Origin of the sequence: Streptomyces sp. NPDC046859 (genome assembly GCF_040645135.1) — a bacterium.
Classification (GTDB): Bacteria; Actinomycetota; Actinomycetes; order Streptomycetales; family Streptomycetaceae; genus Streptomyces.
This window is the reverse complement of the sequence record NZ_JBEYXR010000046.1, coordinates 1-19029: the sequence shown is the minus strand read 5'-3', so window position 1 is coordinate 19029 and position 19029 is coordinate 1. Positions and strand designations below refer to the sequence as shown.

The 19029-nt window shown below is 72.4% G+C and carries 13 protein-coding genes; 11 read left to right on the top strand and 2 right to left on the bottom strand.

Features of this window, described 5'->3' with window-relative positions; genetic code table 11:
• Positions 1 to 67 precede the first annotated feature (67 nt).
• From ABZ899_RS35760 to ABZ899_RS35745, 4 genes are read left to right on the top strand one after another with little or no spacing between them, the layout of a single operon-like run.
• On the top strand, positions 68 to 1216 hold the full coding sequence (locus ABZ899_RS35760) for a CaiB/BaiF CoA-transferase family protein (RefSeq protein ID WP_361354900.1): 1149 nt from the start codon (positions 68 to 70) through the stop codon (positions 1214 to 1216).
• Positions 1213 to 2355, top strand: coding sequence for an acyl-CoA dehydrogenase family protein (locus ABZ899_RS35755; protein ID WP_361354897.1), 1143 nt, complete (start codon positions 1213 to 1215; stop codon positions 2353 to 2355). The genes ABZ899_RS35760 and ABZ899_RS35755 overlap by 4 nt, the downstream gene beginning before the upstream one ends.
• Positions 2356 to 2378: 23 nt before the next feature.
• Complete coding sequence (locus ABZ899_RS35750) at positions 2379 to 3593, top strand: acetyl-CoA C-acetyltransferase (RefSeq protein ID WP_361354894.1); 1215 nt, start codon at positions 2379 to 2381, stop codon at positions 3591 to 3593.
• Positions 3594 to 3636: 43 nt separating this feature from the next.
• Complete coding sequence (locus tag ABZ899_RS35745; RefSeq protein ID WP_361354892.1) at positions 3637 to 5817, top strand: 3-hydroxyacyl-CoA dehydrogenase NAD-binding domain-containing protein; 2181 nt, start codon at positions 3637 to 3639, stop codon at positions 5815 to 5817.
• 54 nt (positions 5818 to 5871) lie between these two features.
• On the opposite strand, the gene ABZ899_RS35740 is transcribed toward ABZ899_RS35745, so the two are convergent.
• Positions 5872 to 6627 carry a MerR family transcriptional regulator gene (locus tag ABZ899_RS35740; RefSeq protein WP_361354889.1) on the bottom strand — a complete coding sequence of 252 codons (756 nt, stop codon included), beginning with the start codon at positions 6625 to 6627 and terminating at the stop codon, positions 5872 to 5874.
• Between the two features lie 219 nt (positions 6628 to 6846).
• On the opposite strand from ABZ899_RS35740, the gene ABZ899_RS35735 reads away from it, so the two are divergent.
• Together ABZ899_RS35735 and ABZ899_RS35730 are read left to right on the top strand one after the other, a co-directional pair.
• Complete coding sequence (locus tag ABZ899_RS35735; protein WP_361354886.1) at positions 6847 to 8283, top strand: amino acid permease; 1437 nt, start codon at positions 6847 to 6849, stop codon at positions 8281 to 8283.
• A gap of 132 nt (positions 8284 to 8415) precedes the next feature.
• Entirely contained in the window at positions 8416 to 9360 is a 945-nt protein-coding gene (locus ABZ899_RS35730; RefSeq protein ID WP_361354883.1) for a PfkB family carbohydrate kinase, read from the top strand.
• Between the two features lie 4 nt (positions 9361 to 9364).
• Here ABZ899_RS35730 and ABZ899_RS35725 read toward each other — a convergent pair whose 3' ends face one another.
• Entirely contained in the window at positions 9365 to 10855 is a 1491-nt protein-coding gene (locus tag ABZ899_RS35725) for a M1 family metallopeptidase (RefSeq protein ID WP_361354880.1), read from the bottom strand.
• A gap of 207 nt (positions 10856 to 11062) precedes the next feature.
• Between ABZ899_RS35725 and ABZ899_RS35720 the strand changes: the two genes are divergently transcribed.
• From ABZ899_RS35720 to ABZ899_RS35700, 5 genes are all read left to right on the top strand, one after another.
• A complete protein-coding gene (locus ABZ899_RS35720) occupies positions 11063 to 13024 on the top strand; it encodes a Xaa-Pro dipeptidyl-peptidase (protein WP_361354878.1) in 1962 nt (653 codons plus the stop codon).
• The gene (locus tag ABZ899_RS35715) at positions 13021 to 14280 is read left to right on the top strand and encodes a M14 family metallocarboxypeptidase (RefSeq protein ID WP_361354875.1); all 1260 of its coding nucleotides are present in this window, start codon (positions 13021 to 13023) and stop codon (positions 14278 to 14280) included. Before ABZ899_RS35720 ends, ABZ899_RS35715 begins: the two co-directional genes overlap by 4 nt.
• Before the next feature lie 85 nt (positions 14281 to 14365).
• Positions 14366 to 16072, top strand: coding sequence for a BCCT family transporter (locus tag ABZ899_RS35710; RefSeq protein ID WP_361354873.1), 1707 nt, complete (start codon positions 14366 to 14368; stop codon positions 16070 to 16072).
• 153 nt (positions 16073 to 16225) lie between these two features.
• Positions 16226 to 17248, top strand: a complete 1023-nt coding sequence (locus ABZ899_RS35705) for an oxidoreductase (RefSeq protein WP_361354870.1) — start codon at positions 16226 to 16228, stop codon at positions 17246 to 17248.
• 60 nt (positions 17249 to 17308) lie between these two features.
• Positions 17309 to 18946, top strand: coding sequence for an ABC-F family ATP-binding cassette domain-containing protein (locus tag ABZ899_RS35700; protein ID WP_361354867.1), 1638 nt, complete (start codon positions 17309 to 17311; stop codon positions 18944 to 18946).
• Positions 18947 to 19029 lie beyond the last annotated feature (83 nt).

Sequence of the window (19029 nt, the reverse complement as noted above, 5' to 3'; positions counted from 1 at the left end):
GCCGACCGGCGCACCTTTCTTAGCATCACTGGTGTTACAGCAGTTGTGTCACATACCTGGGGGCAGGATGGCGACGACGCCAGGACAGGGCCCGCTCACCGGCGTGCGCGTGGTCGAGCTGGCCGGGATCGGGCCCGGCCCGTTCGCCGCCATGCTCCTGGCCGACCTGGGCGCCGACGTGGTCCGCGTCGACCGCCCCGGCGGGCCGGGCCTGGGCATCGACCCCGCGTACGACATCACCAACCGCAGCAAACGCTCGGTGATCGTCGACCTCAAGGCTCCCGACGGCGCCGCCCGCGTCCTCGACCTGGCCGCCCGCGCCGACGTCCTCATCGAGGGCTACCGCCCCGGCGTGGCCGAGCGCCTCGGCGTCGGACCAGACGCCTGCCACGCCCGCAACCCCCGGCTGGTCTACGGCCGGATGACCGGCTGGGGCCAGGACGGCCCCCTCGCCGACCGCGCCGGCCACGACATCGCGTACATCGCGCGCACCGGCACCCTCGGCATGATCGGCACCCCCGGCGAACCGCCCGCCGTCCCCGCCAACCTGCTCGGCGACTACGCGGGCGGCTCCCTCTACCTCGTCGTCGGTGTCCTCGCCGCCCTGCACCACGCGCGCGCGACCGGCGAGGGACAGGTCGTCGACGCCGCCATCGTCGACGGCACCGCCCACCTCTCCGCGATGATCCACGGCATGCTCGCCGCCGGCGGCTGGCAGGACCGGCGCGGCGCCAACCTCCTCGACGGCGGCTGCCCCTACTACGGCACCTACGAGACCGCCGACGGGCGGTACATGGCCGTCGGGGCCCTGGAACCGCACTTCTACGAGGAGTTCGTCACCCTGCTCGGCCTGCCGGAGCACACCGGCGCCCGCACCGACACCGGCCGCTGGGGCGAGCTGCGCGAGGCGGTCGCCGCCCGCTTCAGGTCCCGTACCCGCGACGAGTGGACGGCCGTCTTCGACGGCACCGACGCCTGCGTCGCCCCCGTCCTCACCCTGGGCGAGGCCCCGCACGATCCGCACCTCGCCGCCCGCGGCACCTTCACCGACCACGGCGGCCTCACCCAGCCGGCCCCCGCGCCCCGGTTCTCGGCCACCCCCACCGCCGTACGCACCGGACCGGCGCGGCCGGGGGAGGGCACCGCGGACGTCGCCCGCGACTGGGACGTGCCCGGCCTGTCCGCCCACCCCGAAACCACGAAGGGCCTCGCATGAAGCGGCAGATCTTCGCTCCCGAGCACGACGCGTTCCGGGAGACCGTGCGCGCCTTCCTCGCCAGGGAGGTGCTGCCGCACTACGAGCAGTGGGAGAAGGCCGGCATCGTCTCCCGCGACGCCTGGCGCGCGGCCGGCAAACAGGGACTGCTCGGCTTCGCCGTGCCCGAGGAGTACGGGGGCGGCGGCACCCCCGACTTCCGCTACAGCGCCGTCCTCGCCGAGGAGTTCACCCGCGCGGGCGCCCCGGGGCTCGCCCTCGGACTGCACAACGACATCATCGGCCCCTATCTGACCGGCCTCGCCACCGACGAGCAGAAGCGCCGCTGGCTGCCCGGCTTCTGCGACGGCACGCTCATCACCGCCATCGCCATGACCGAGCCCGGCGCCGGCTCCGACCTGCAGGGCATCCGCACCCACGCCGAGGACCACGGCGACCACTGGGTCCTCAACGGTTCCAAGACGTTCATCTCGAACGGCCTCCTCGCCGACCTCGTGATCGTCGTGGCGAAGACCACCCCCCAGGGCGGCGCGCACGGGCTGTCGCTGCTCGTCGTCGAACGCGGTATGGACGGCTTCGAGCGCGGCCGCAACCTCGACAAGATCGGCCAGAAGGCCCAGGACACCGCCGAGCTGTTCTTCCACGACGTACGCGTCCCCAAGGAGAACCTGCTCGGCGAGCTCGACGGCGCGTTCGTGCACCTGATGACGAACCTCGCGCAGGAACGCCTGAGCATCGCCGTCGCCGCGATCGCCGCCGCCGAGCACCTGCTGGAGATCACCACCGCGTACGTCAAGGAGCGCGAGGCGTTCGGCCGCCCCCTGGCGACCAAGCAGCACATCCGCTTCGAGGTGGCCGAGGTGGCCACCGAGTGCGCGGTCACCCGCACCTTCCTGGACCGCTGCATAGCGGACCACGACCGCGGCGAGCTCGACGCCGTCCACGCCTCGATGGCCAAGTGGTGGGCGACCGAACTCCAGAAGCGCGTCGCCGACCGCTGCCTGCAACTGCATGGCGGGTACGGCTACATGAGCGAACATCCGGTGGCACGGGCCTTCACGGACGGCCGCATCCAGACCATCTACGGCGGGACGACCGAGATCATGAAGGAGATCATCGGCCGTTCCCTGCTGGGCTGACCCTCACCCCGAAAGGCTTGCTTGTGAGCACCGAAGCGTATGTGTACGACGCGATCCGTACCCCCCGGGGCCGCGGCAAGGCGAACGGCGCCCTGCACGGCACCAAGCCCATCGACCTGGTCGTCGGCCTGATCCACGAGATCCGCGACCGGTTCCCCGACCTGGACCCGGCGGCCGTGGACGACATCGTGCTCGGCGTCGTCGGCCCCGTCGGCGACCAGGGCTCCGACATCGCCCGGATCGCCGCGATCGCGGCCGGCCTGCCCGACACGGTGGCGGGCGTGCAGGAGAACCGCTTCTGTGCCTCCGGCCTGGAAGCCGTCAACCTGGCGGCGATGAAGGTCCGCTCCGGCTGGGAGGACCTGGTCCTCGCGGGCGGCGTCGAATCCATGTCCCGGGTGCCGATGGCCTCGGACGGCGGCGCCTGGTTCAACGACCCCATGACCAACCTGGACGTCAACTTCGTCCCGCAGGGCATCGGCGCCGACCTCATCGCCACCATCGAGGGCTTCACCCGCCGCGACGTCGACGAGTACGCGGCCCTCTCCCAGGAGCGGGCGGCGACGGCCTGGAAGGAGGGCCGCTTCGACCGGTCCGTCGTCCCGGTCAGGGACCGCAACGGCCTCGTCGTCCTCGACCACGACGAGCACATGCGCCCCGGCACCACCGCCGACTCCCTCGGCAAGCTCAAGCCGTCCTTCGCGGACATCGGCGACCTCGGCGGCTTCGACGCCGTCGCGCTGCAGAAGTACCACTGGGTCGAGAAGATCGACCACGTCCACCACGCGGGCAACTCCTCCGGCATCGTGGACGGCGCCTCCCTCGTCGCCGTCGGGAACAAGGAGGTCGGCGAGCGCTACGGCCTCACCCCCCGCGCGCGGATCGTCGCCGCCGCCGTCTCCGGCTCCGAGCCCACCATCATGCTGACCGGCCCGGCGCCCGCCACCCGCAAGGCGCTCGCCAAGGCCGGCCTGACCATCGACGACATCGACCTGGTCGAGATCAACGAGGCGTTCGCCGCGGTCGTCCTGCGCTTCGTCAAGGACATGGGCCTGTCGCTGGACAAGGTCAACGTCAACGGCGGCGCGATCGCCCTCGGTCACCCGCTCGGCGCCACCGGCGCCATGATCCTCGGCTCGCTCGTCGACGAGCTCGAGCGCCAGGACAAGCGGTACGGCCTCGCCACGCTCTGCGTCGGCGGCGGCATGGGCGTCGCCACCATCGTCGAGCGCATCTGACCCCCTCCCGACGGATACGACGGATCACACGGAGCACCCCCTCATGAGCACTGAATCCACCACCATCCGCTGGGAACAGGACCGCGACGGCGTCGTCACCCTCGTCCTGGACGACCCGGACCAGTCGGCCAACACCATGAACCAGGCGTTCCGCGACTCGCTCGCCGTGATCACGGACCGCCTCGAGGCGGAGAAGGACACCATCCGCGGTGTCATCATCACCTCCGCCAAGAAGACCTTCTTCGCGGGCGGCGACCTGCGCGACCTCATCCAGGTCACCCCGGAGACCGCCCAGCAGCTCTTCGAGGGCGGCATGGCCATCAAGCGCCAGCTGCGCCGCATCGAGACGCTCGGCAAGCCGGTCGTCGCCGCCCTGAACGGCGCGGCCCTCGGCGGCGGCTACGAGATCGCCCTCGCCTGCCACCACCGTGTCGCGCTCGACGCGCCCGGCTCCAAGATCGGCTGCCCCGAGGTCACCCTCGGCCTGCTGCCCGGCGGAGGCGGCGTCGTCCGCACCGTCCGGCTGCTCGGCATCGCCGACGCCCTGCTGAAGGTCCTCCTCCAGGGCACCCAGTACAGCCCGAAGCGCGCCCTGGAGAACGGCCTCGTCGACGACGTGGCGGGCACCCGCGAGGAACTGCTCGCCAAGGCCCGCGCCTACATCGACGCCCACCCCGAGTCCCAGCAGCCCTGGGACCGGCCCGGCTACCGCATCCCCGGCGGCACCCCCGCGAACCCCAAGTTCGCGGCGAACCTGCCCGCCTTCCCGGCCAACCTGCGCAAGCAGACGGGCGGCGCGCCCTACCCGGCGCCCCGCAACATCCTCGCGGCGGCCGTCGAGGGCGCCCAGGTCGACTTCGAGACCGCGCAGGTCATCGAGGCGCGCTACTTCGTGGAGCTGGCGGCCGGCCAGACCTCCAAGAACATGATCCAGGCGTTCTTCTTCGACCTCCAGGCCGTCAACTCCGGCGCCAACCGGCCGAAGGGCGTCGAGCCGCGCCAGGTCCGCAAGGTCGCCGTCCTCGGCGCCGGGATGATGGGCGCGGGCATCGCCTACTCCTGCGCCCGCGCCGGCATCGAGGTCGTCCTGAAGGACGTGTCCCTGGAAGCCGCCGTCAAGGGCAAGGGCTACTCGGAGACGCTCTGCGCCAAGGCGGTCTCCCGGGGCCGTACGACGCGGGAGAAGGCCGACGCGCTGCTGGCCCGCATCACCCCGACGGCCGACCCGCAGGACGTGGCCGGCTGCGACGCGGTCATCGAGGCCGTGTTCGAGAACCCCGAGCTCAAGCACAAGGTGTTCCAGGAGATCGAGAACATCGTCGAGCCGGACGCGCTGCTGTGCTCCAACACCTCGACGCTGCCGATCACCGCCCTCGCCGAGGGCGTGGAGCGCCAGGCCGACTTCATCGGGCTGCACTTCTTCTCGCCGGTCGACAAGATGCCGCTCGTCGAGATCATCAAGGGCGAGCGGACGGGGGAGGAGGCGCTCGCGCGCGCCTTCGACCTGGTCCGGCAGATCAACAAGACGCCGATCGTCGTCAACGACTCCCGCGGCTTCTTCACCTCCCGGGTCATCGGCCAGTTCATCAACGAGGGCGTGGCGATGGTCGGCGAGGGCATCGAGCCCGCGTCGGTCGAGCAGGCGGCGGCGCAGGCCGGCTACCCCGCCAAGGTCCTGTCCCTGATGGACGAACTGACCCTGACGCTCCCGCGCAAGATCCGCAACGAGTCCAAGCGGGCCGTCGAGGAGGCGGGCGGCACCTGGACACCGCACCCCGCCGAGGCCGTCATCGACCGCATGGTCGACGAGTTCGACCGCCCCGGCCGCGGCGGCGGCGCGGGGTTCTACGAGTACGGCGAGGACGGCAAGCGGGCCGGTCTGTGGCCGGGCCTGCGTGAGCACTTCACGCGCGAGGGCGCGCGGATCCCGTTCCGGGACATGCAGGAACGCATGCTGTTCTCGGAGGCGCTGGACACCGTGCGGCTGCTGGAGGAGGGCGTCCTGACGTCCGTCGCCGACGCCAACATCGGCTCCATCCTGGGCATCGGCTTCCCCGGCTGGACGGGCGGCGTGCTCCAGTACATCAACGGCTACGAGGGCGGCGTGGCCGGTTTCACGGCCCGCGCGCGCGAGCTGGCGGCGGCGTACGGCGAGCGGTTCACGCCGCCGGCGCTGCTGGTGGAGAAGGCGGAGAAGGGGGAGACGTTCACCGACGGCCGGTGACGCGTCGCCCCGCCGGCGCGGGTCCCCGGACGGTCGTCCCGGGACCCGCGCCGGTCAGGCGTCTCCGTCGGCTCGCCCGTCTGCGTCGGCCGGCCCGTCCCCGTCGGTCGGGGTGTCGCCGCCCAGCCACTCCCGCAGCTCCTCGCGCAGTGACCGCTGGAAGGCCGTCAGCAGCGCCTGCACCACCATCGGCTGCATCGACGCCGACAGCGACTTCACGTCCTGGGCGGCCCGCTGCTCGACCTCCTGGCGAAAGAGGCGCGACAGCTCCCGCGCCGCCTCGCGTGCGTGTTCGATGAGCACCTTGCGCGACGCGAGGATCGCCTCCGGGGACAGCGGCACGTCCAGCAGCCGCACGCCGAGCCGCAGCAGCCCCAGGTCGACGCGGTAGGCATCGCCGTCGCCGTCCGCGACCACCCCCATCGCGGCCAGCCGTGCCACGTCGCCGTCGTCGAGCGCGCGCCCAGCCCGCCGCTCCAGCTCGGCGCGCGGGACCGTCTCCACGCTCTCCGGCGCCCAGGAGGCGACCACGGCCCGGTGCACGGCGAGGTCGTGGGCGTCCAGATCCGGCGGGAGCTGCTGGAGGTACCGCTCGATGGCCGCCAGCGTCATGCCCTGGTGCTGCAGCTCCTCGATGAGCGCCAGCCGGGCCAGATGCTCGCGCCCGTAGTGCCCCACCCGGCGCGGGCCGAGCACCGGGGGCGGCAGCAGGCCCTTGGTTCCGTAGAACCGCACCGTGCGGACCGTGGTCCCCGCCCGCGCGGCCAGCTCGTCGATCGTGAGGGTCGTCTCCCCGGTGCCGGTCGTCATGTGCAGCAGTATCGCTGTCGCACCAATGCTGTGACACTTCTCGCGACGCACCGGACCGTACCCGGCCGGATGTCACGCTCTGTGACGCGCGCCACCGTGTGACCGGTTCGCGAGGGGGAAGGCGCCCTCTCGGTCCGGGCCCGCTCCGAGGCACGGGCCGCCTGTACGTCCGGAACCCGGGTGAGGTCTGCTCGGGCGCACCAGAGAGTGGATCCTCCCGTGAGCAAGGACGCCGTGAACACGGCAGTGGCCGAGACCCCCGGTGACGCGGCCCAGACGCCCGCGGACGCGGGCGACGCCGGTTACAGCAAGGACCTCAAGGCCCGCCACGTCAACATGATCGCCATCGGCGGAGCCATCGGCACCGGGCTCTTCCTCGGCGCGGGCGGGCGCCTGCACAGCGCGGGTCCCGCACTCGCCCTCGCCTACCTCGTCTGCGGCGTCTTCGCCTTCTTCGTGGTGCGCGCCCTCGGCGAACTCGTCCTGTACCGCCCCTCCTCCGGGTCCTTCGTGTCGTACGCGCGCGAGTTCCTCGGCGAGAAGGGCGCCTACGTCGCCGGCTGGATGTACTTCCTGAACTGGTCGACGACCGGGATCGCCGACATCACCGCGATCGCGCTCTACACGCACTACTGGAGCCTGTTCACCGACATCCCGCAGTGGCTGCTCGCGCTGGCCGCCCTGGCGGTCGTGCTGGCCGTGAACCTGATCTCGGTGAAGATCTTCGGCGAGATGGAGTTCTGGTTCGCGATCGTCAAGGTCGCCACCCTCGTCGGCTTCATGCTCATCGGCGTCTTCCTGCTCGCGACCCGGCACGAGGTCGGCGGCACCACGCCCGGCCTGAGCGTGATCACGGACAACGGCGGTCTCCTCCCGCACGGCGCGATGCCCGTCGTCCTGGTCATGCAGGGCGTGATCTTCGCCTACGCCGCCCTGGAGCTCGTCGGGGTCGCCGCGGGCGAGACCGCCGAACCCGAGAAGGTCGTCCCGCGCGCGGTGAACTCGATCATGTGGCGGGTCGGGCTCTTCTACTGCGGCTCCGTCGTCCTGCTCGCGCTCCTGCTGCCCGGCTCGGTGTACTCGGCCGACGAGAGCCCCTTCGTCACCGTGCTGTCGAAGATCGGCGTCCCGGCGGCCGGCGACGTGATGAACCTCGTCGTCCTGACGGCGGCGATGTCCTCGCTCAACTCGGGCCTGTACTCCACGGGCCGCATCCTGCGCTCCATGGCGACGGCGGGCTCCGCCCCGAAGTTCACCGCCCGCATGAACCGCAGCCAGGTGCCCTACGGCGGCATCCTGCTCACCTGCGCCGTCTGTGTGCTCGGCGTCGGCCTGAACTACCTGGTGCCGAGCAAGGCGTTCGAGATCGTGCTGAACGTGGCGTCCCTGGGCATCATCTCCACCTGGGTGATCATCATGGTCTGCCACCTGGTCTTCGTCCGCCGGGCCCGGGCGGGCCTGCTGCGCCGCCCGGCCTTCCGGCTCCCCGGCAGCCCGGTCACCGAGATCGCCACGATCGCGTTCCTGCTGGTCTGCCTCGGCCTGATGGCCAACGACCCCGAGGTCGGCCGCAAGACCCTCCTCCTCGTCCCCCTGATCGCGGCGGCGCTCGTCGCCGGCTGGTTCGCGGTCCGCCGCCGGGTGACCGCCGCGTAGCGCCTTTCGTTTGGATCATCCCGGCTGTGGCCGACGGGACATGATGACGTGCCAGGCCCCGCGACGCCGGGATGATCCAAACGACAGGCCCTGGGGGGTGGCACTGCCGGTGGCCGCCGCTACGGTGGCGTCATGTCGGAGATCACGTATGTCCCGGGTGACGCCACCGCTCCCGCCGCCCGCCCCATCGACGTGCTGGTGCTGGGCGGAGCCGGCGTCGACACCATCGTGCACGTGCCGGAGCTGCCGCTCCCGTACGCCGACAGCTACATGGTCGACAGCGGCATACGGACCCGGGCCGGCCAGACCGGGGACTTCGTGGCCGTCGCCCTGACCGCCCTCGGCCTGCGCACCCACCACCTCGACTTCCTCGGCGACGACCCCGAGGGCGACCTCGTCCGCGCCCTCCACCGCGACCAGGGCATCCCCCTCACCGCCGTACCGCAGCCCGCCGGCACCAAGCGCGCCGTCAACCTCGTCGGCCCGGACGGCCGGCGGCTGTCCCTGTACGACACGAGCAGGACGCACCCCGACGACCGGTTCCCCGAGGACACGCTGCGCGCCCTCGCCGGCGCCAGCCGGCACGCGCACGTGTCCCTCACCCAGCCCTGCGGCCACGCCCTGCCCGTCCTGCGCAAGGCCGGCGTCACGCTCTCCACCGACCTGCACGACTGGGACGGGGAGAACCCGTACCACGAGCCGTTCGCGTACACCGCCGACGTGGTGTTCCTCTCCGCGGCCGCGCTGCGCGACCCGGAGCGCACCCTGCGCCGGATCGCCGCGCGGGGCAGGGCCGAGGTCGTCGTCGCCACGGCCGGCGAGAAGGGCGCGTACGTCCTCGCCGACGACGAGCTGACGCACCTGCCCGCCGTGCCGCCGCCCGCGCCGGTGGTCGACTCCAACGGCGCGGGCGACGCCTTCGCCGCCGCGTTCCTGCACGGCTGGCTGAACCGCGAGACGCCGCTGCGCAGCGCCCTGTTCGGCACGATCGCCGGAGCCCACGCCTGCACGCTGCCGGCCACGGAGACGACGGCGATCGGCCTGGACGAGCTGCTCACGCGCGCCGCGGCCCTCTAGGTGCTCAGTGCTCGTGCACGCCGTTCGTCGCGGCGATCTTCTTCCAGGACCTCGGCCGGGCCGGGGCCGCCGGTCCGGCGACCGAGGCGGCCCGCGCCACCGACGCGGACGGCTTCGACGGCTGGAACAGCCAGGTGTCGAACAGCGCCGCGAGCGGCTGCCCGGAGACCTCCTCCGCGTACCGGCGGAAGTCGGCCACCGACGCGTTGCCGTAGGCGTACTTCGCCGTCCAGCCCTTCAGGATCGTGAAGAACGCGTCGTCCCCGATCGCGTCGCGCAGCGCCTGCAGGGCCAGCGCGCCCCGGTCGTAGACCGCGCCGTGGAACTGGTTCTCCGGACCCGGGTCACCGGGCAGGACCGTCCAGAACGGGTCGTCGGCCGGACGCGAGGCGTACGTGTACGCGGCGAGCTCCCGCGCCGTCCCCTCGCCCTCGTGCTCCGACCACAGCCACTGCGCGTACCGGGCGAAGCCCTCGTTGATCCAGATGTCCTTCCAGCCCTTGACGGACACCGAGTCGCCGTACCACTGGTGGGCCAGCTCGTGGACGACGACGCTGGTGTTCGACCCGTTCGCGAACTGCCGCGGGCTGTAGAACGGACGGGTCTGCGTCTCCAGCGCGTAGCCGGTGCCGGTGTTCGGTACATAGCCGCCGAGCGCGCCGAACGGATACGGCCCGAAGTAGTCGCTCAGCCAGTCGGCGATCTCACCGGTCCGCTCGACGCTGGCCCGCGCGGCGCCGTAGTGCGGGCCCAGGTCCTTGCTGTAGGCGTTGACGATCGGGATGCCGCTGTCGCTCGTGCCCGTCGTCACGTCGAACCGGCCGAGCGCGAGCGTGGCGAGATAGGTCGCCTGCGGCTTGTCGGAACGCCAGTTGTAGCGGGTCCAGCCCAGCCGTGAACTCGTGGAGTGCAGCGTGCCGTTGGAGATGGCCTGGGTGCCGTCCGGGACCTGCACCGAGACGTCGTAGGTGGCCTTGTCCAGCGGGTGGTCGTTACTGGGGAACCACCACCAGGCGGCCTCGGGCTCGTTCGCGGCGACGCCGCCGTCCGGGGTGCGGTGCCAGCTGGTGAAGCCGTACGCCTTCTTCGTGGACGGCACGCCCCGGTAGCGCACGACGATCGTGAGGTCCGTGCCCTTGTCCAGCGGCTTCCTCGGGGTGATCTCCAGCTCGTGCTCCCCGGAGGTGGCGAACGCCGCCTTCGCGCCGTTGACGCGGACCTCCCCGACGTCCAGCAGGAAGTCCAGGTTCAGCCGGGAGAGGTCCCGCGTGGTCCGGGCGAGCAGGGTCGCGGTGCCCTCCAGCTCGTCCGTGGCCGGCCGGTACGTCAGCCGGAGGTCGTAGTGGGAGACGTCGTATCCGCCGTTGCCGTAGGCCGGGTAGTAGGGGTCGCCGATGCCCGGAGCACCGGGGGAGTGGCTCGCCGCCGAGGCCGGGATCACCAGCATCAGGGAGGCGGCCGCCAGGGCACCCGGCGCCATGATTCTGCGGTGCACGAAAGCTCCAAGTCGTAGGGGACCGAAGTCTGTCGGGAGCCTATTCACCCCCTGTGCATCCGGTGTGTCCATGACCACGGCTGTCACACGATCGCCATTCGGCCGACACGTGCCGCGCCGCCCCGGGGGCGGTTGTCGGCCACCCGTTGCTCACGTGACGTCAGCCCCCCTCTTCTGCGCGGGAGTTGACCGATGTACCGTCCGCGCATGCCGAACCGTACGCGCACGACGATCTGGAGACCGCTCGCGACGGCGGCCACAGCCGCCCTCCTGGCCACGTTCCTGGCGCCCACCACGGCCCAGTCGGCCCCGCGCGAGAGCCGCCCCGTCCACTCCTACGAGAACGCCGTCCGCGAGGCCGTCTGGGTGGACACCGGACTCGACGCCGACCGCGACGGACGGCACGACCGCGTCGCCGTCGACATCGTCCGGCCCCGTGAACCGGCCGCTCAGGGCCGCAAGGTGCCCGTCATCATGGACGCCAGCCCGTACTACTCGTGCTGCGGGCGCGGAAACGAGGGCCAGAAGAAGACGTACGACGCGAACGGCGACGTCGTGGGGATGCCGCTGTTCTACGACAACTACTTCGTGCCCCGCGGCTACGCCGTCGTCGGCGTCGACCTCGCCGGCACCAACCGCTCCGACGGCTGCGTCGACGTCGGCGGCCGCTCCGACGTCCTGTCCGCGAAGGCCGTCGTCGACTGGCTGAACGGCCGCGCCACCGCGTACACGACCCGCACCGGCACCACCCGCGCCGAGGCGACGTGGAGCAACGGCCGCACCGGCATGATCGGCAAGAGCTGGGACGGCACCATCGCCAACGGCGTCGCCGCCACCGGCGTGAAGGGCCTGAGGACCATCGTCCCGATCAGCGCGATCTCCTCCTGGTACGACTACTACTTCCAGCAGGGTGCCCCGCTGTACGACTCCGGCCCCGACTGGCTCTCCGACTACGTCGACAGCCCCGACGCCCGCGCCAAGTGCGCCGCCGTCCAGAAGAAGCTCGTCGACGGGGCCCCGCGCACCGGCGACTGGACGCCGCTGTGGACCGAGCGCGACTACGTGAAGGACGCGCGCAAGGTCCGGGCCAGCGTCTTCCTCGTCCACGGCGCGCAGGACCTCAACGTCCGGATGAAGCACGTCGGCCAGTGGTGGGACGCCCTCGCGAGGAACGGCGTCGAGCGCAAGATCTGGCTCGCGCAGACCGGTCACGTCGACCCCTTCGACTTCCGCCGCGCCGAGTGGGTCGAGAACCTGCACCGCTGGTTCGACCATGAACTCCTCGGCTACGACAACGGCATCGACCGCGAGCCGATGGCCGACATCGAACGCCACCCCGACCAGTGGGTCACCTCCGCGCTCTGGCCGCCGCGCGGCACCGCCACCGCCACCCTGCGCCCCGCCCGCGGTGCCCAGCCCGGTGTGGGCACCCTGGGCCTGCGCAGGGCCCGCGGCACCGAGACGTTCACGGACGACCCGGGGCGCGGCGAAACCGACTGGGCCGCGGCGATCGACACCCCCACCGCCGACAAGGCGGGCTTCGTGACCGGTCCGCTCACCCGCGACCTGCGCCTGTCCGGCTCCTCGAAGGTCACCGTCACCGCGACCCCCACCACCGCCACCGCCCATCTGTCCGCCGTCCTGGTCGACCTGGGCCCCGACACGATCCGCGACTACGCGGCGCGCGGCGAGGGCATCACCACGCTCACCGGCCGCGACTGCTGGGGCGCGAGCACCACCGGCGACAGCGCCTGCTACCTGAGGACGGCCGCCGACACCACCGCCGTCGAGCACACCGTCGTCAGCCGCGGCTGGGCCGACCTCGGCACCCACGCCTCCGCCCGGCACGGCCGGCCGCTCACGCCGGGCAAGGCGTACACCCTCACCCTCGACCTGGCCGCCACCGACCACGTCGTCCCGGCCGGCCACCGGCTCGCCCTGATCGTCGCGGGCACCGACAAGGACCTGATCGACCCGCCGTCGACCAGGCCCACCCTCGCCCTCGACCTGTCCCGCACCGAGGCCCGCGTCCCGCTGGTGGGCGGCACCGCCGCGTTCGCCCGGGCCACGGCCGGCTCGCCGTCCGGCGCCCCGCACGTCGCCGAACGCCTCGACGGCGTCACGGCCGTGCCCCGGTCCGCCGGGCGCGTACCGGGGGGAGGCCGGTGATCCGCGTCCGGGCGCTCGTCCTGACCGGGGCGGCCCTCGCCGCCTGCCTGGTCACGGGGCCCGCGCACGCCGCGGCATCCCCGCCCCGCACCGGCTTCGAGACGTCGAACGGGGCCCGCTGGACCAGTCAGCCGGAGGAAGAGGCCCTGCTGGCCACCGTCGACCGGGCGAGCGACCGGGTCTCCGTGACCCGCATCGGCACCACCGGCGAGGGCCGCCCGCTCCGGCTGGTCCGGATCGGCGAACGCCGGGCGGCGCACACGGTGCTGCTGGTGTGCAGCCAGCACGGTGACGAACCGTCGGGCCGCGAGGCCTGCCTGTCCACGGTCCGCGACCTCGCCTACGCGAAGGACCCGGCCACCCGCCGGTTCCTGGAGCGCACCACCGTGCTGGTCGTGCCCACCGCCAACCCCGACGGCCGGGCCGCGGACACCCGCGGCAACGGCGACGGCGTCGACGTCAACCGCGACCATCTCGCCCTCGCGACCGCCGAGGCGCGCGCCATGGCCGCCGTCGTCCGCGACGAACGGCCCGACGTCGTGTACGACCTGCACGAGTACGGCGCCACACCGCCGTACTACGACAAGGACCTGTTCGACCTGTGGCCGCGCAACCTCAACACGGACCGCGCCGTCCACGACGCGGCCCGCACCCTGTCCGAGGCGTACGTCCGCCCGGCGGCCGCCCGCGCCGGCCACTCCACGGGCACGTACGGCATCTGGACCGACCCGGTGACCGGCGAACCGGTCCGGCAGGTCGCCGGGGACGGCCAGGAGCGCATCCTGCGGAACATGACCGGCGTCAAGCACGCGGTCGGCCTGCTCATCGAGAGCCGGGTCGACGCCCTCACCGACGCCGAGCGGGCCGACCCGGCGCTCAACCACCGGCGCCGGGTGCACTCCCAGCTCGCCGCGCTCGGCGGGCTGTTCCGCTTCGGCGACGAGCAGCGCGGCCGCGTCGAGCGGGCCACCGCCGCGGCCCGCTTCGCCGGCTGGACCGACAGCGGCCCGGTGTACCTGGGCGGCGCCGACAACGACCCGCCGGAACCGGCCGAGGTGATCGAGGACCCGCCCTGCGGCTACCGGCTCACCCCGGCTCAGTACGCGCAGGTGAGGGACCAGCTCGCGCTGCACGGGGTACGCACCCGGGGCACCTATGTGCCCCTGCGCCAGCCGCTGCGCGCCCTCGTCCCGCTGCTCCTGGACGGCCGCGCGCCGTACCACCTCACGGAGGGTGACCCCGACACCGGCTGCTGAACGGGCTTGGTGGCGGAATCTGTGGTAGGCCCTGGAAACACGTGGTGACCGGCGTATCCACCGTTTCCAGGGGAAGGTGCCGCAGATGACTGATGATCTGAAGCAGAGAGGCGGTGACGGTCCGGAAGCGTCGGCGGGCGCTTCCGCCCGCCGTACCGACCGAGTGGTGTTCGGGGTCACCGCGGCCATCACCCTGGCCTTCGTGATCTGGGGCTGGGCGGCCACCGACTCGCTGGAGAGCGTGTCCTCGACGCTGCTCGACGGCCTGATCCACAACGGCGGCTGGGCGTTCATGCTGGCCGCCTCCGGGTTCGTGGTGTTCGCGCTCTGGCTGGCCATCAGCCGCTACGGCCGCGTCCATCTCGGGGCCGAGGGCGAGGAGCCCGAGTTCAAGACGGTGTCCTGGGTCGCCATGATGTTCAGCGCCGGCATGGGCATCGGCCTGATGTTCTACGGCGTCAGCGAACCGCTCGCGCACTACACGTCACCGCCCCCCGGCACGGACCCCGCCAACTCCGGCGAACGCATGGAGACGGCGATGGCCACCACCCTCTTCCACTGGACGCTGCACCCGTGGGCGATCTACGCGGTGGTCGGTCTCGGCATCGCCTACAGCACCTTCCGCAAGCGCCGCCGCCAGACGATCAGCGCGGTCTTCACCCCGTTGATCGGGGAGCGCCACGCGAACGGCACGGTGGGACGGGTCATCGACATCCTCGCGATCATCGCGACCGTCTTCGGCTCCGCGGCCTCCCTCGGCCTCGGCGCCCTGCAGATCGGCTCCGGTTTCCAGGAGCTGGGCTGGATGGACGACGTGAGCACCGGTCTGCTCGTCGCGATCATCGCGGTGCTGACGCTGGCCTTCGTCGCCTCGGCCGTCTCCGGGATCGAGCGGGGCATCCAGTGGCTGTCGAACATCAACATGGTGCTCGCCCTCGTCCTCGCGGCGTTCGTGTTCATCGCGGGCCCGACGATCATCGTCCTCGACCTGATCCCCACCTCGGTCTTCTCCTATCTCGGCGACCTGCCCCAGCTCGCCGGCCGCACCGAGGCCAGCGGCGGCGAGGGCGTCGCCGCGTGGCTCGGCAGCTGGACGGTCTTCTACTGGGCGTGGTGGATCTCCTGGACGCCGTTCGTCGGCATGTTCATCGCGCGCATCAGCCGCGGCCGCACCATCCGGCAGTTCGTCGGCGGGGTCATCCTCGTGCCCAGCACGGTCAGCCTGGTCTGGTTCGCGATCTTCGGCGGCTCGGCGATGAAGGTGAAGGAGGGCGGCGGGCTCGCCGGGAAGGACACCCCCGAGGGACAGCTCTTCGGGCTGCTCCAGGAGTTCCCCGTCGCCACGGCCACCAGCCTGCTGGTGATGGTCCTGGTCGGCATCTTCTTCGTGTCCGGAGCCGACGCGGCGTCCATCGTGATGGGCACGCTCTCCCAGAGGGGCGCCCTGGAACCCGGCCGGTTGGTCGTCGTGTTCTGGGGTGTGGTCACCGGTGCCGTGGCGGCCATCATGCTGCTCGTCGGCAGCGGCCAGGGTGACGCCCTGACAGGGCTTCAGAACCTCACCATCCTCGCCGCGGCGCCCTTCGTCCTGGTGATGATCGGGGCGTGCGTGGCCCTCATGCGCGATCTGCGCCAGGACCCGGTCATCGTGCGCGGCGAGATCGGCTCCGAGGCCGTCGACCTCGCCGTCATCGAGGGACACAAGCGCTACGACGGGGACTTCGAGATCAAGGTCGGCCCGGGTCCCGGAACCGAGACCTCCGGCGATCCGCTGGGCCACGACCACGGCTGAGGGGCGCACCGGCGCGGGGGAGGCGGGTATACCGCCGCCCTCGCGCCCCCATCCACCCCCTCGCGCCCGCGCGTGCGTTCGGCCCCCGAACCGGACGTAGCGGAATATGTCATGCCGCGCTCATACCGGTCCCGCTCTGGGGATACTCACAGCATGTCTGCCGCGTACGCGACCTTCGGCCTGGCACCGGCGATGCGTGCCGGTGGCGTCCTCGCCAACGGTGACTACCAGGTGCACCGGGACTTCGTGGACTTCATCGTCGACGGACGCCCGCTGCTGTTCCAGCTCTCCGACCTCGACGCCGTCTCCCCGCTCGCCTCCGACGTACCGCCCGCCATCTTCACCGCCCAGGTCCGCAGCCTGCTCCTGGAGGCCGACGCCCCGCTGCCCGGCGGACGGTACGTCATCTACGGCTGCCCCGACTGCGCCGACCTCGCCTGCGGAGCCGTCACCGCGGCCATCGCCCAGGACGGCGACGACTACATCTGGCAGGACTTCGCCTGGCAGACCGACGAAATCGCCGATCTGCAGCTCAACGGCTACCACGGCATAGGCCCCTTCCGCTTCCAGGGCGCCGAGTACCGCGCCGCACTCCGCTCCCTGCTGCGGGACGCCGCCGAGGCACCGCGCCGCCGGGTGCTCCTCATCGGCGCGCGGGTCGCCGTCCTCGCCCGGCTCGCCGCCGCGCTGCGCACCATCGGCGTCGGCGCCGACATCACCGACGACGTCAGCGGCGTACCCGCCGACGAACTGCGCGCCTACGGCGCCGTCGCCTTCGGGCGCGCGGTGGGCGAGGAGCAGCGGGCCACCGTACGCCGGGCGTTCACGGACGCCGGCGTCGACGTGGTGTACGTCGACGGCCTCGCGCCGATCGTGCCGCTGCTGGTCGCGCAGATCGAACACGCCCTGGACCGCAGCCCGCTCGACCGGCGCCGGCTGACCCGCCTGGTGGCCGCCGACGGGGAGGCCGGGCTCGAGGTCACCTCGCCGTGCCGGGTCCGGCTCACCGCCTACCGCCTCGACCGCCTGTACCGCGCCCACACCCACGAGGTCTTCGACGGCGTCCTGGAGCCGGGCCGCCACCGCATCCCGCTCGACGCCAAGGCCGTCAAGGGCGAGGCGTTCGTGGTGGCCCGGACCTCGGGCAGTGTGCTGGTGGAGCCGATGGCCCGCTGACGCCCCGGCCAGACATATCTCCGGCGCCCCCCGCCGGCGGGGCCGTTAGGATCGCTCCCTGTGACCGCCACCCTCGTCGCCAAGAACCTCGCCGCCGGCCACGGCGACCGCACCCTGTTCAGCGGGCTCGACCTCGTCGTGGCACCCGGCGACGTGATCGGCCTGGTCGGTGCCAACGGCGCCGGCAAGTCCACGCTGCTGCGCCTGCTCGCCGGGCTCGCCGCGCCGGAGGAGGGCGAACTGCGCCTGTCCCCGCCGACCGCCACCGTGGGTCACCTCCCGCAGGAACCGGAGCGCCGGCCCGGCGAGACCGTCCGGCGGTTCCTCGCCCGCCGTACCGGGGTCGCCGAGGCCCAGCGCGTGATGGACGAGGCGACCCAGGCCCTCGTCGACGGGGCGCCCGGCGCCGACGACGCGTACGCCACCGCCCTGGAGCGCTGGCTGGGCCTGGGCGGTGCCGACCTCGACGAGCGGGCCGACGAGGTCGCCGACGCGCTGGGTCTCGCCGTGGACCTCGACCAGCCGATGACGTCCTTGTCCGGTGGCCAGGCGGCGCGCGCCGGACTGGCCTCGCTGCTGCTCTCCCGCTACGACGTCTTCCTGCTCGACGAGCCCACCAACGACCTCGACCTCGACGGCCTGGAGCGGCTGGAACGCTTCGTCACCGGCCTGCGCGCCGGCACGGTCGTCGTCAGCCACGACCGGGAGTTCCTCGCCCGCACGGTCACCAAGGTCCTCGAACTCGACCTGGCGCAGGGGAGGATCAACCTCTACGGCGGCGGCTACGACGCCTACCTGGAGGAGCGCGAGGTGGCCCGCCGGCACGCCCGCGACGACTACGAGGAGTACGCCGACAAGAAGGCCGCCCTCCACGAGCGCGCCCAGACCCAGCGCTCCTGGATGGACAAGGGGGTGAAGAACGCCCGGCGCAAGGCGAGCGACAACGACAAGATCGGCCGCAAGTTCCGCAGCGAGGCCAGCGAGAAGCAGGCCGCGAAGGCCCGGCAGACCCAGCGCATGATCGAGCGCCTGGAGGCCGTCGAGGAACCGCGCAAGGAGTGGGAACTGCGCATGGAGATCGCGTCGGCGCCCCGCTCCGGCGCGGTGGTGGCGACCCTGCGCGACGCCGAGGTCCGCCGCGGCCCCTTCACCCTGGGCCCGGTGTCCCTGCAGATCGACTGGGCGGACCGGGTGGCCGTCACCGGGGCCAACGGCGCCGGCAAGTCCACCCTGCTGGCCGCCCTCCTGGGCCGGGTCCCGCTGGACGCCGGCCGGGCCCATCTCGGCGCGGGCGTCCTGATCGGCGAGGTCGACCAGGCGCGCCGGCTGTTCCACGGCGACGAGTCCCTGCTGGACGCCTTCCGCGCGGCCGTCCCCGACACCGAACCGGTCGAGGTGCGCACCCTGCTGGCCAAGTTCGGCCTGAAGTCGGAGCACGTCCTGCGCCCGGCCGTCACCCTTTCCCCGGGGGAGCGGACCCGGGCCGCGCTGGCCCTGCTCCAGGGCCGGGGCGTCAACCTCCTGGTCCTGGACGAGCCCACCAACCACCTCGACCTGCCCGCCATCGAGCAGCTGGAGTCGGCTCTGGACGCCTACGAGGGCACCCTGCTGCTGGTCACCCACGACCGCCGCATGCTCGACGCGGTCCACGTCACCCGCCGCCTGGAGGTGGCCGACGGCAAGGTGACGGAACGCTGAGTGGTCCGGGGCGGGCGGGGGCGCCCCCGCCCCACCGCGCGGGCCACGAGCGCGTTCAAAATATTGGCCACATAAAAACGCGC

Excerpts from the sequence above, each read along its gene's own strand:
- ABZ899_RS35755 (WP_361354897.1), top strand. The coding sequence starts at position 1,213 with ATGAAGCGGCAGATCTTCGCTCCCGAGCACGACGCGTTCCGGGAGACC.
- ABZ899_RS35760 (WP_361354900.1), top strand. The coding sequence starts at position 68 with ATGGCGACGACGCCAGGACAGGGCCCGCTCACCGGCGTGCGCGTGGTC.
- ABZ899_RS35745 (WP_361354892.1), top strand. The coding sequence starts at position 3,637 with ATGAGCACTGAATCCACCACCATCCGCTGGGAACAGGACCGCGACGGC.
- ABZ899_RS35740 (WP_361354889.1), bottom strand. The coding sequence starts at position 6,627 with ATGACGACCGGCACCGGGGAGACGACCCTCACGATCGACGAGCTGGCC.
- ABZ899_RS35710 (WP_361354873.1), top strand. The coding sequence starts at position 14,366 with ATGACTGATGATCTGAAGCAGAGAGGCGGTGACGGTCCGGAAGCGTCG.
- ABZ899_RS35720 (WP_361354878.1), top strand. The coding sequence starts at position 11,063 with ATGCCGAACCGTACGCGCACGACGATCTGGAGACCGCTCGCGACGGCG.
- ABZ899_RS35705 (WP_361354870.1), top strand. The coding sequence starts at position 16,226 with ATGTCTGCCGCGTACGCGACCTTCGGCCTGGCACCGGCGATGCGTGCC.
- ABZ899_RS35730 (WP_361354883.1), top strand. The coding sequence starts at position 8,416 with ATGTCGGAGATCACGTATGTCCCGGGTGACGCCACCGCTCCCGCCGCC.